At 69.0% G+C, this 11,520-nt stretch carries 11 protein-coding genes; 3 read left to right on the top strand and 8 right to left on the bottom strand.

The genetic code is table 11. The annotated features are described in order from the left end of the window. The 4 genes from ftsR to QH470_RS34000 form a co-directional block, all read right to left on the bottom strand. Positions 1–406, bottom strand: a 406-nt coding sequence (gene ftsR, locus QH470_RS34015; protein WP_425302832.1) for a transcriptional regulator FtsR, incomplete at its 3' end; no start/stop codon positions are given. 17 nt (positions 407–423) lie between these two features. Beyond that, a complete protein-coding gene (gene odhI / locus QH470_RS34010) occupies positions 424–900 on the bottom strand; it encodes an oxoglutarate dehydrogenase inhibitor Odhl (RefSeq protein WP_280276487.1) in 477 nt (158 codons plus the stop codon). A gap of 179 nt (positions 901–1,079) precedes the next feature. After that, a complete protein-coding gene (gene gcvH / locus QH470_RS34005) occupies positions 1,080–1,478 on the bottom strand; it encodes a glycine cleavage system protein GcvH (RefSeq protein ID WP_280276486.1) in 399 nt (132 codons plus the stop codon). Positions 1,479–1,520: 42 nt separating this feature from the next. Further along, the gene (locus QH470_RS34000; RefSeq protein WP_280276485.1) at positions 1,521–2,150 is read right to left on the bottom strand and encodes a CDP-alcohol phosphatidyltransferase family protein; all 630 of its coding nucleotides are present in this window, start codon (positions 2,148–2,150) and stop codon (positions 1,521–1,523) included. A 148-nt stretch (positions 2,151–2,298) separates the two neighbouring features. Here QH470_RS34000 and QH470_RS33995 point away from each other — a divergent pair, with 148 nt between their 5' ends. Together QH470_RS33995 and QH470_RS33990 are read left to right on the top strand one after the other, a co-directional pair. Then, positions 2,299–3,993 carry a GMC oxidoreductase gene (locus tag QH470_RS33995; protein WP_280276484.1) on the top strand — a complete coding sequence of 565 codons (1,695 nt, stop codon included), beginning with the start codon at positions 2,299–2,301 and terminating at the stop codon, positions 3,991–3,993. Positions 3,994–4,124: 131 nt separating this feature from the next. Then, on the top strand, positions 4,125–5,006 hold the full coding sequence (locus QH470_RS33990; RefSeq protein WP_280276483.1) for a nuclease-related domain-containing protein: 882 nt from the start codon (positions 4,125–4,127) through the stop codon (positions 5,004–5,006). On the opposite strand, the gene QH470_RS33985 is transcribed toward QH470_RS33990, so the two are convergent. Further along, positions 4,987–5,601 (bottom strand): phosphatase PAP2 family protein, encoded by a 615-nt coding sequence (locus tag QH470_RS33985; RefSeq protein WP_280276482.1) that lies wholly within the window; start codon positions 5,599–5,601, stop codon positions 4,987–4,989. The two genes, QH470_RS33990 and QH470_RS33985, sit on opposite strands and share 20 nt — an antisense overlap. 25 nt (positions 5,602–5,626) lie before the next feature. After that, positions 5,627–7,555: an acyl-CoA dehydrogenase family protein gene (locus tag QH470_RS33980; protein ID WP_280276481.1), complete on the bottom strand. Its 1,929-nt coding sequence runs from the start codon at positions 7,553–7,555 to the stop codon at positions 5,627–5,629. 474 nt (positions 7,556–8,029) lie between these two features. Between QH470_RS33980 and QH470_RS33975 the strand changes: the two genes are divergently transcribed. Beyond that, complete coding sequence (locus tag QH470_RS33975; RefSeq protein ID WP_280276491.1) at positions 8,030–9,424, top strand: threonine/serine exporter family protein; 1,395 nt, start codon at positions 8,030–8,032, stop codon at positions 9,422–9,424. 52 nt (positions 9,425–9,476) lie between these two features. Here QH470_RS33975 and QH470_RS33970 read toward each other — a convergent pair whose 3' ends face one another. Both QH470_RS33970 and QH470_RS33965 read right to left on the bottom strand, forming a co-directional pair. Further along, a complete protein-coding gene (locus tag QH470_RS33970; protein WP_280276480.1) occupies positions 9,477–10,202 on the bottom strand; it encodes a TetR/AcrR family transcriptional regulator in 726 nt (241 codons plus the stop codon). Positions 10,203–10,264: 62 nt separating this feature from the next. Beyond that, positions 10,265–11,491, bottom strand: coding sequence for a cytochrome P450 (locus QH470_RS33965; protein ID WP_280276479.1), 1,227 nt, complete (start codon positions 11,489–11,491; stop codon positions 10,265–10,267). Between the last annotated feature and the right edge of the window lie 29 nt (positions 11,492–11,520).

Below are 11,520 nucleotides of genomic sequence, written 5' to 3'. Positions count from 1 at the left end.
CCCCCCCCCCCCCCCCGCGCGGGGGGGGGGGGGGTGTGTTGGGGGGGGGGGGCGGCCCGCCCCCCCCCGCCCCCCCCCCCGCCGCACCGGCGCCGTCGGCCGCCCGGGCGCGCGCCTCGCGCACCCCGAGCGTCGCGGCGCCACTGTCGATCGCCTCCAACTGCTCCTTGATCACCTTCAACGGCAGGTACTGGTCGCGCTGCGCCGTGAGGACGAACCTCAGGCGCTCGACATCGGCGACGGAGAACCTGCGATAGCCCGAGGGCGTGCGCTCCGGGCTGACCAGCCCCTCGGATTCGAGGAAGCGGATCTTCGAGATGGTGATGTCCGGGAAATCCGGACGCAGCAGGTCCAGCACGGAGCCGATCGACATCCCTCCGCGGGTCCACTGCGCTGCGCCTGTCATGTCTGCGACCGACCCCGCTAGAGCGCGCCCGCGGAATCGTTCTGGGCGGGACGTGGTCCGGTCAGGAACACCAGCCGGAACTTGCCGATCTGCACCTCGTCGCCGTTCTGCAACTCCGAGGAGTCCACCGGCTCCCGGTTGACGTAGGTGCCGTTCAGGCTGCCCACGTCGACCACCTGGAAGGTGTCGTCGTCCTGGCGGAACTCCGCGTGGCGGCGGGAGACGGTGACATCGTCGAGAAAGATGTCGCTGTCGGGGTGGCGCCCAGCCGAGGTGGTGGGCTGATCCAGCAGGAACCGCGAGCCCGCGTTCGGTCCACGCTTGACTACCAGAAGGGCGGCGCCCGGAGGCAGGCCCTCGACCCCTTGCACCGGCTGGTCGCCGGTTTGCTCACCGGAGCGCGACGCGTCGACCTCGTTGAGGAAATCAGCGCGGAACACCGATGTGGTCTCGGCCGCGCTCTCCCCGTAACCCGGGTCTTTGTTCTCGCTCACCCTTGCTCTCCTCCTCGAACCGATTATCCGTACCGGCATCGCGATGCCGTCCCTGCCGTCACCCAACGCGACCGGCTGTCGCGCCCTTGGAGATTCCGGCACCGGCCGCCGGCACTTCTGTTGGCATTGACCGTACCCTGCCAGGGCGATCCCGTGCAGGTAGAACTGTGAAGGCCGCTTCAGCCCCCGATAACTCCTTGATAACCTGCGGCATCGAGCAGTTCGGCGAGCGTCGCGTCCAGCTTCGCGGCGTCACCGACCTCGAGTTCGAACATCCAGCCGTCCCCGTACGGATCGCTGTTGAGCGTCTCCGGCGTGGAGTCCAGATCTTCGTTCACCGCAACGACTTTCGCGCCCAGCGGGGCGTAGATGTCGGACACGCTCTTGGTCGACTCCACCTCCGCGATCCCGTCGCCCGCCGCGACCTCGCTGTCGACCGCGGGCAGCTGCACGAAGACGACGTCACCGAGCTGTGATTGGGCGTAGTCGGTGATGCCCACCCGCACCCGGGTAGGGCCGACCCGCAGCACCCATTCGTGCTCCTCGGTGTACCGCAAATCCTCGGGAAGGTCGGTCACAGGTGCAGTCCTTTCACGGGCGTCCTCTCTCCGGCGTCGTGATCACTGTATCGGCTCGTGCGTTCCCTGCCGCACCGCCGGTATCGACCGGGACACCGCCAGTGCCTTGCCGAGGTACAGCATCCCGGTCCAGAGGTAGACCGCCGTACCCCAGATCAACAGTGCCCACCCGAAGGCCCGGCTGAAACCTGCGGCCGCCCAATCCATCTGTCCGGCCAGCAGCCACGGCAGCGCCGACATCAGCGCGAAGGTGGCAGCCTTGCCGAGATAGATCACCTCGGGCGGGGGCAGCCCGCGGCGGCGGTAGATCGGCAGCACCGCGGCCAGCACCAGATCCCGACCGATCAGCAGCACGACGAACGGCCACGGCAGGATTCCGCGCACCAGCAGCCCCAGCACGGTGGCGACCAGATACAGCCGGTCCACGAACGGGTCCAGCAACGCGCCCAGCCGCGAGTACTGGTCCAGCAGCCGCGCGAGCTTGCCGTCCAGGAAATCGGTGAAGCCGCTGACCACCAGCAGCACGAACGCCCAGCCGTCGGCATGTTCGACCAGCAGCAGCCACAGCAGCACCGGGACGCCGATCAGCCGCAGCACGCTCAGCACGTTCGGCACGGTGAGAATCCGGTCCGCGCGGGCGTCGGCCTGGGGGTCCGGGGGTTCGCTCGTCACAGCTGTTGCTTACCCGAAACGGCACAACAGCGCCATACGGGCACGCCAGGGCCGCCGGGCGGGCAGGATATGTTCCGGGGCATCTCCGACAGGTGAAAGAATGAGTCGGCAATCGTTTCATTGCGGTGTGGTGGATTGAGAGGAAGACATGCCCGACTTCGACTACGACGTGGTGGTGATCGGCTCCGGATTCGGCGGGAGCGTGAGCGCGCTGCGGCTGACCGAGAAGGGCTACCGGGTGGCGGTGCTCGAATCCGGCCGCCGCTGGCCGGCCGAGGCCATTCCCAAGACGAATTGGAATGTGCGCAAGTCGATCTGGGCGCCGCGGCTGGGTCTGACCGGGCCGCAGCGGATCAGCCTGCTCGGCAAGTGCGCCGTGTTCTCCGCCTCCGGGGTGGGCGGCGGATCGCTGATCTACGGCAACACCCTCTACGAGCCGCTCCCCGCGTTCTACCGCGACCGGCAGTGGGCCCACATCACCGACTGGAAATCCGAGCTGGCGCCGTACTACGACCAGGCCCAGCGCATGCTCGGGGTGGCGCCCAACCCGCGGATGACGCCCGCCGACGAGGTGATCCGCTCGATCGCCGACGACATGGGCGTACTCGACACCTTCCACGCCACCAACGTCGGCGTGTTCTTCAACGAGCCCGACCCGGGCACCGAGGTCGACGACCCGTACTTCGGCGGCGTCGGCCCGCGCCGCAGCGGCTGCATCCACTGCGCGCGCTGCTTCACCGGCTGCCCGCACAACGCCAAGAACACCACCCCCACCAACTACCTCTACCTCGCCGAGCAGGCCGGGGCGAAGGTGTTCGAGCTGACCACCGCCACCAAGGTGCGGCCCATGCTCGGCGGCGGCTACGCCATCGAGACCAAGCGCTCGGATCGCTGGGTTCGCAAGCAGCGCAAGACCTTCACCGCCGAACAGGTGGTGTTCGCGGCCGCGGCGCTGGGCACCCAGAAGCTGCTGCACAAGATGCGTGACGAGAAGGTGCTGCCGAATCTGTCGCCGCGGCTGGGCGAGCTGACCCGCAGTAACTCCGAGGCCATCCTGAACGTGGTGAGCCGGGAACGGACGGACTTCGCGGAGGGCATCGCCATCACCTCCTCCATCCATCCCGAACCCGACACCCACGTCGAGGTTTGCCACTACGGCAAGGGCCAGAACGCGCTGTTCCCGCTGTCGGCGCCGATCGTCGATGGCGGCGCGTTCCGGTTCCTGCGGTTCCTGCTGGCGATGGTGACCCAGCCGGCGGTGTTCCTGCGCAGCCTCAATGCCCGGCGGGCGTCGGAGAAGTCGGTGATCCTGCTGGTGATGCAGTCGCTGGACAACTCGCTCACCTCGTTCCGGCGCTGGGGGCAGCTGAAGACGAAACAGGGTATGGGACAACCGAATCCGACCTGGATCCCGCTGGCACACGAGGTGGGCCGCCGCTTCGGCGAGAAGGTGAACGGCGATGTGCAGGGGCTGGTGATGGACGTGTTCAACATCCCGGCGACGGCGCACTACATCGGCGGCTGCGTGATCGGCGAGACCCCGGAGACCGGCGTGGTCGACCCGTACCAGCGCGTCTTCGGCCATCCCGGGTTGCATGTCGCCGACGGCTCGGCGGTGACGGCGAACCTGGGCGTGAACCCGTCGCTGACCATCACCGCGCAGGCCGAGCGCGCGATGGCGTTCTGGCCCAACAAGGGTGCGGCCGATCCGCGCCCCCGGCTGGGTTCGCCGTACCGCCGGATTCGGCCCGTGGCCCCGGTGCAGCCGACCGTTCCCGACTGGGCGCCCGGGGCGCTGCGGCTGCCGATCACTCCGGCCGGTCCGGCGGTGCCCACGGCCTGACGCGTACCGGCGGCGGACCGGGCCGCCGATATGCCCACACGCGGTGACGGTTCCCCACCGATCCGGCGCGGGCCCTTATGCTTTCGGAGACAAGTGTCGACGGGAAGGGCTGATCGCCAATGCTCGTGCGAGTGCAGAATGCCGCCGGCACCTTGGCCGAGCGGACGCTGGTCGATTGGCTGCGTACCTGGAAGGGCCCGGGTGATCCGCACGGCGTGGCCACGGTGAACTGCAGCCTGTTCCATGCCGATCGGCTCCATCAGTTCGACGCGGTGATCTGGACGCCGACCAGCTGCGTGATCATCGAGGCCGAGGCACTCGCCGAGCAGGCCGGGGGCGAGCTGGAGGTGCCGCTGAACGGCCCCTGGCGGGTGGGCAATCAGATCGTGACGCTCGAGGGCGGGGACCGCCGCCCGCCGCTGGACAAGTCGCGCGACCACACCTACGCGCTGCAGAACTGGCTGGCCGAGCGCGGCCTCGGCCAGCGGGTGGTGAGCGGGGTGGTGCTGGTGGTCCCGCCGAACGGCTCGGATCTGCGGATCCGGCAGCTGTGGAGCGATCCCAGCTTCGAGGTGGTGCTCGGCGACGATCCCCGCCGCCTGGCCGATTACCTGCACACGCTCGCGTCGCAGGGCCGCGCACAGTGGACACCCACCGATATCGCGATGACCTTCCGCGGGCTGGGCCTGCTGCCGTATCTGCCTGCACCGCAGGACCTCGAGCACGAGGGTTTCGGCGGTCCGGTGGACATCACGCTCTGGTACGGCGGCCCGCAGCAGGCCCAGGCCGAGGCCTATATGGAGGAGAAGACGCAGGCCGAGCAGGCCTACGCCGGGCCGCTCGCGATCACGATGCCCTGGTACAGCCCGTGGAAGCTGTATCCGAAGGAGGCCGAGCGGGTCGATTTCGGGCGCGGGTTCCTGCGCATCGCCCTGGCCATCGGCATGCTGATCGCGTTCGCCTGGGTGCTGTGGTTCGTGATCTCGCTGGTGCTCACCTACGGTCCCGGCTGAGCGGTCCCAGCGCCGCGTACATCGCCGTGACCAGGGCGATCGCCGCCGCCGTCCCGCCGAGGATGTCGGTGGGATAGTGATAGCCGAGCCCGACCATGCCCACGGCCACACCCACGAGCAGCACCGCGGACACCGTGAGCTGCGCGGTCCGGAGGCGACGATCCTCGGCGAGCAGCACGAAAGCCGTTGCGATGGCGACGAAGTGGACGGTGTGGCCGCTCGGGTACGCCAGGTAGTCCTGTAATGGCCGGTCCCACAGCGGTTTCAGCACCCAGGTGTTGATCGCTACCGCGAGTTCCGGTGCCACGAGCAGGAATCCGGCCCTCCACCACTCTCGCCGCACCGCGTACCCGACCGTCCCGATCACCAGCAGCGGCAGGAGAACATAAGCGTTGCTGGGAACCACCAGCACATCGAAGACCCCGGGATGCGCCCCCAGCGCCGACCGCACCCACTCCCCCACGACACGGTCGAACGCCGTAGGCCCACCACCACTCGGAAAGGTCAGCGGCAACACCACGGCGACAAGCACACCGAGCGCGACGGTCGCGGGCAGCGCGACCCGCCGCGGCAGGGCAACGAGCGGACGATTCACCGCTCGACGATAACCGGACCAGCGCTCAGGCGCCCTGGTGGACGCTGGCGTCGTCGAGCATGGCGGCGTGGAGGAGGGAGTCGGGGACCCCGAGGGCCTCGACCAGGGTGGCGGAGTGGGGGCGGAGGCGGTCGACGAGTTCGTTGACGCCGCGGCGGACCGCCTTGGCGCGCTCCACCGACATGAAGCGGTGCATGATGTACCACGCCTGGTTCTGTTCGAGCGAGGAGTAGACGAACAGGTCGCAGACCGTCTCGGCGAGATCGCGGGCGTCCGGGTCATCGATGCCCGCGATGCCCTCGATGAACGCCTCCAGCACCAGCCGGTCGATATGCGCCTCGCCCGCGGCGAGGATGTGGTCCTGGGCGTTGTTGAACGCCTCGAACGGCCCGGTCTCCTTGGCGCGAGCCTGCAGCCGGTGCGCGGCCGTGCGGACCAGGTAGTCCTCGCGGTCGGCGAACAGCTGCAGCTGCACCGAGCGGCGGGCCAGATCGCCGTCGTCCACGCCGGTGTCGGAGCGGTCGCGCAGGCGCTGGATGAGCTGCCGCACGCCGGTGCCCTGGCGTACCACGTCGCGGCCCATGGTCGCGGCGAACCGCACCCAGCCCAGCGCGTCCAGATCGCGGACCTCGTCGGCGTAGGCGGTGAGCAGTTCCTTGGCCACCAACTGGGTGAGCACCACGTTGTCGCCCTCGAAGGTGGTGAATACGTCGGTGTCGGCCTTCAGTGTCACCAGCCGGTTCTCGGTGAGATACCCTGCGCCGCCGCAACATTCGCGGCACTCCTGGATGGCCCGGGTGGCGTGCCGGGTCTGCGCGACCTTCAGGCCCGCCGCGCGCTTCTCCAGCGCCCGCTGCGAACTGGGGTTGAGATCCTGCCCGGTCTGGACCGCGTGCATCCGCCGCACCAGGTCGTTCTGCGCGAACGACAGCGCGAACGCCCGCGCCACGTGCGGCAGCAGCCGCCGCTGATGGCTGCGGTAGTCCAGCAGCAGGACCTCCTCGCCGCTGTCGGGATCGTCGAACTGGCGGCGGCGGTCGGCGTAGCGCAGGGCGATGCTCAAGGCCACCCGCGCGCCCGCCGCGGCCGCGCCCCCGACACTGATCCGGCCGCGCACCAGGGTGCCGAGCGTGGTGAAGAAGCGGCGGCTGGGGTTGTCGATCTCGGAGTCGTAGGTGCCGTCGGGCGCGACGTCGGCGTAGCGGTTCAGCAGGTTCTCCCGCGGGATCCGCACGTGGTCGAAGACGATCCGGCCGTTGTCGACACCGGGCAGGCCGCCCTTGAGCCCGCAGTCGGAGGTCGTGACGCCGGGCAGGTCACGGCCCTGCTCGTCACGGATCGGCACCAGGAAGCAGTGCACGCCCTTGCTCTCGCCGCCGGTGATCAGCTGGGCGAACACCGCGGCCATCCGGGCATGCTCGGCGGCGCCGCCGATGTAGTCCTTGCGCGCGGAATCGGTGGGGCTGTGCACCACGAATTCCTGCGTCGACGGGTCGTAGGTGGCGGTGGTCTCGAGGTTTGCCACGTCGCTGCCGTGCCCGGACTCCGTCATCGCGAAGCAGCCCAGCAGATCCAGCGACAGCAGCCGCTTCACGACGTCACGATGGCGGTCGGTGCCGAGGTTCTCCACCGCGCCACCGAACAGCCCCCACTGCACGCCCGCCTTCACCCACAGCGACAGATCGGTGTAGGCGAGCATCTCCAGACCGGTCACCGCGCCGCCCGGGTCACCGGAACCGCCGTTCTCGAGCCGGAAACCCTTTTCCGCCAAGCCGAATTCGGCGACCAGCCGCATCTGCTCGAGGACCCGCGCGCGGGCGGCGCGATAGTCGAGATACGGATCGCCGAACAGGCGGTCGTCGCCCAGCTGCCGGCGCGCCTGCTCGCGAATGTCGCGCCAAGGTCCGTCGAGGGCCGCTCGTAGCTGGTCCGCGGTCGAGTTCTCAGTGCCCATAACCCGACGATAGCCGCCCGCGCCCGGCTTAATCCGAACCGTAACCCACGACACCCCGAGCGCTCGCCGCACACTGCTCCCCGCTACCGCGTACGGGTCCGGCCGATACCGCCGAAAGCGAACTCCGCCAATGCCTTTTGCCGTCTCGATGCCGGACCGGCGGCCTGCCGGGCCGTGCGCCCTCGGGTGGCGGGGTGATGGGCGGGATCGGGAGTGAGACGGCCATGTAATGCCGAATGCGCCACACCTCGGGCCGGGCCGTTATCGGAGTTCGGTCGGGCGGACCGGCCCCGACCTGCGAATTCGCCCGCAGCGGCGGTCACCTTGTGTCCGGACCGTGATCACCGGTGCGCACGACGGAGGCTGACGGATTGCGGGGCAGCATCTACCTTGCAGTGTGTGAGCGAAGAGGTCGATACGGAAATCATCCGTGACGCGCCGCCGCATCCGCGGTCGTCGGGCGTCCGACGCGCGCTGACCAAGTTCGCCGGCAGACTGGTCGCGGAGCGCCAGGCCACCGTCGACGCGGTGGTGCAGGCGCCCGCGCCGCTGCAGCCCATCGATCTCACCGACGACGCCCGCGTGACCCAGGTCCTGGACCTGGCCGAACGCGTGGGCGAGGTGGTGCTGGCGTCGGGCACCGGTGTCACCGACACCATGACGCAGGTCGAGTTCATCGCCGCCACATACGGTTTGGCGCAGTGCGATATCGACGTCACCTACAACTCGATCCGTATCTCCGCCGACCGCGGGCCCACCCTGCCGCCGGCCAGCACCATGCGAATCGTGAACTACCGCTCGCTGGACTTCACCCGGCTGGCGGCGGTCGACCGGCTCACCCGCCGCATCCGCCGCGAGCTGGTGCCGCCAGGAGAGGCGCTGGCGGCGCTCGAGGAGATCACGACCGCGCCGCACCCCTACAACCGCTGGGTCGCGACGTTCGGGTGGTCGCTCATGGCGGCCTCGATCGCGCTGCTGCTCGGCGGCGGCGCCCTGCTCGCCTCCATCAGTTTCCTCGCCACCGCGACCATCGACCGAACCAATCGCTGGCTGAACCGGCGCGGGCTGCCGTTCTTCTTCCAGCACATGATGGGCGGCGCCATCGCCACCGTGCCGGCCATCCTGCTGAACACCTTCGGCAGCCGGATCGAGGCGAATTCGTCGCTGATCGTGGCGGCCGGTATCACCGTGCTGCTCAGTGGGCTGAGTCTGGTCGGTTCCGTCGAGGACGCCATCACCGGCGCGCCCATCACCGCCGCGGCGCGCATGCTCGAACTGCTCGTCATGACGGGCGGCATCATCGCGGGTGTGGCGCTCGCGCTGCGCGCCGCGGAGTTGCTCAACGCCTCCTCGCCCCATATCGATATGTCGTCGTCGTCCTACGACATCACCAATCTCCCGGTGAAACTCATCGCCGGCGCCATGGCCTCGCTGGCCTTCGCGCTGGCCTGCTACGCCGAGCGGCGCGCGCTCGCCGCCGCGGCGCTCAGCGGTATGGCGGCCACGGTCTGCTACCTGTTCGTGCAGTACGCCGACTTCGGCCCGGTGGTGTCCTCCGGCGTGGCCGCGACCGTCGTCGGTCTCGCCGGTGGTCTGATGGCCCGCCGCGCACTCACCCCGCCCTTGGTCGTAGCGGTCGCCGGGATCACGCCCCTCCTACCGGGTCTCAAGGTCTACCGCGGCCTCGCCGCCCTCCTCAACGACCAGCAACTCCTCGGCCTCAACCAGATGCTCGCCGCCCTCGGCGTCGCCTGCGCCCTCGCCGCAGGCGTCACCCTCGGCGAATGGATGGCCCGCTTCCTCCGCCAACCCCGAATCCTGCGGCGATTCCAGGGCATCCGGCGTCCGGTAATCGACACGATGAACTGAGCACGGCTTCCACGGGACCCGTGATGCTGGCGTGCGTCCGGGTCCTGCGGACTCAGGCGGCGGTGAGGCCTATGGTGCGGGCGAGGTCGGCGAGGGTGGCGTCGAAGAGGGCGTCCGAATCTCGGACGGGGATGGGGTAGTTGCCGAAGACCTCGAGGGTGACGTGGCCGTAGAGGCGGGCCCAGAACGTGATCATGAGGTAGGTGACGCCGAGGTCGAGTTTCTCGGCGGGGAACTTCTGGCCCGATTCGGCGAGTACCGCGAGAAGTTCGGTCTGGAAGCCGATCAGGTCCTCGCGCAGTGCGTCGGGGATGACATCGGTTGCGGGGGTGACGATGTCGTAGGTGGTGAGCAGCCGCCCGGCCGCCTCCAGGAAGATGCGGCCGAACGGCTCGTCGAATTGCCGCATCGCGCTGGGCACGTCACCGGCCGGCGAGGCGAACACCAGGGTGAACTCCCTGGCGTGCGCCAGCGCCCAGTGCCGGAAACCCTTGCAGATCGCGAACAACTGGACCACGCCGTCGTCGGGCAGCGCCGCCACCTGGGTGGCGAGTTCGGCGGCGAGGTCGGCGCAGATGTCGCTGCGCAGGGCCGCGACCAGATCGTCGCGCGAGGAGTAGTACCGGTACAGCGCCGGCGCGGTGATACCCAGATCACGAGCGATAGCGCGCAGAGTCACCGCCTCCGGACCCTGTTCCACCAGTAGCCTTCTGGCCACCCGCCGGATGTCGGCGTCGCTCACCGCGGGCATCCGGCCGCGGCGTGCGGGTTGCTTCATGTCCTACCCCTCGACGAATGATGGGGCCCGGCACGGCGACCGCCGCGTCCGGGCCCGGCCGGTCATTCGTATGCGACCTGCCAGCTCTTGATTCCGTTCAACCAGCCCGAGCGTAGCCGCACCGGCTCGGAGACCTCACGCAGGTTGGGCATCACATCAGCGATCGCGTTGAAGATCAGGTCCAGTTGCAGCCGCGCCAGATTGGCCCCGACACAGTAGTGCGTGCCGGTGCCGCCGAATCCCACGTGCGGGTTGGGGTTTCGCATCACGTCGAAATCGAACGGCTTGTCGAAGTGCTCCTCGTCGAAGTTGGCCGAGGCGTAGAACAGGCCGACCCGCTGCCCCTTCTTGATCGGCTGGCCGCCGATCTCGGTGTCCTGCAGGGTGGTTCGCTGGAAGGCGATGACCGGAGTGGCCCAGCGCACGATCTCGTCCGGCGCGGTGCGCGGCCGCTCGGCCTTGTACAGCTCCCACTGCTCGGGGAAGTCGATGAACGCCTTCATACCGTGCGTGGTGGCGTTGCGGGTGGTCTCGTTACCCGCGACCGCCAGCAGGATCACGAACCACGCGAACTCCTCGGAGCCCAGCGCCTCCCCGTCGACGTCGGCGGTGACGAGCTGGCTGACGATGTCGTCGGCCGGGCACTTCCGGCGTTCCTCCGACAGATTCCAGGCGTAACCCATCACCTCGGCGTTGGCCATCCGGTAGGTGTCCTGGTACTGCGGGTCGTCGTAACCCATCATCTGGTTGGACCAGTCGAACAGCTTGCCGCGGTCCTCCTGCGGCACGCCGAGCAGTTCCGCGATCGCCTGCAGCGGCAGTTCGGCCGCCACCTGCTGGACGAAGTCGCCGCCGCCGGTCTTCTTGGCCTCGTGGACGATTCGCTCGGCCCGCTCGACCAGCGCCTCGCGCAGGGTCTGCACGGCGCGCGGGGTGAAGCCGCGGGAGATGATGCGCCGCAGCTTGTCGTGCGCGGGCGGATCGGTGTTCACCAGCATCGCGCGCTGGATCTCGATCTCCTCGCGGGTGATGTCGCCGTTGAAGCGGATCACCGCGGTGTTCTCGTGGGTCGAGTACACCTCGGAGTTCTTGGAGATCTCCTTGATGTGGTCGAGCTTGCTGACGACCCAATAGCCGCCGTCGTCGAACCCGCTCACGCCGGCGGGCTGGTCCACCCACCAGACGGGCGCGGCCCGGCGCAGCTCTGCCCACTCCTCCACGGGCAGGCGCGTGGACAGCAGGTCGGGATCGGTGAAGTCGAAGTCGTGCGAGATGGACGGGGCTGACACGGTACCTCCTTTGGAACACGTTCCACAGG

The organism is Nocardia wallacei (assembly GCF_029868745.1).
In the GTDB taxonomy this organism is placed as follows: Bacteria; Actinomycetota; Actinomycetes; order Mycobacteriales; family Mycobacteriaceae; genus Nocardia; species Nocardia wallacei_B.
The sequence above is the reverse complement of the archived record's forward strand: the minus strand, read 5'-3'. Positions and strand labels throughout refer to the sequence as shown.

What these genes read in the sequence shown, in the direction of transcription:
- QH470_RS33980 (WP_280276481.1), bottom strand. Translation starts at nt 7,555, where the DNA reads ATGGGCACTGAGAACTCGACCGCGGACCAGCTACGAGCGGCCCTCGAC.
- QH470_RS33970 (WP_280276480.1), bottom strand. Translation starts at nt 10,202, where the DNA reads ATGAAGCAACCCGCACGCCGCGGCCGGATGCCCGCGGTGAGCGACGCC.
- QH470_RS33995 (WP_280276484.1), top strand. Translation starts at nt 2,299, where the DNA reads ATGCCCGACTTCGACTACGACGTGGTGGTGATCGGCTCCGGATTCGGC.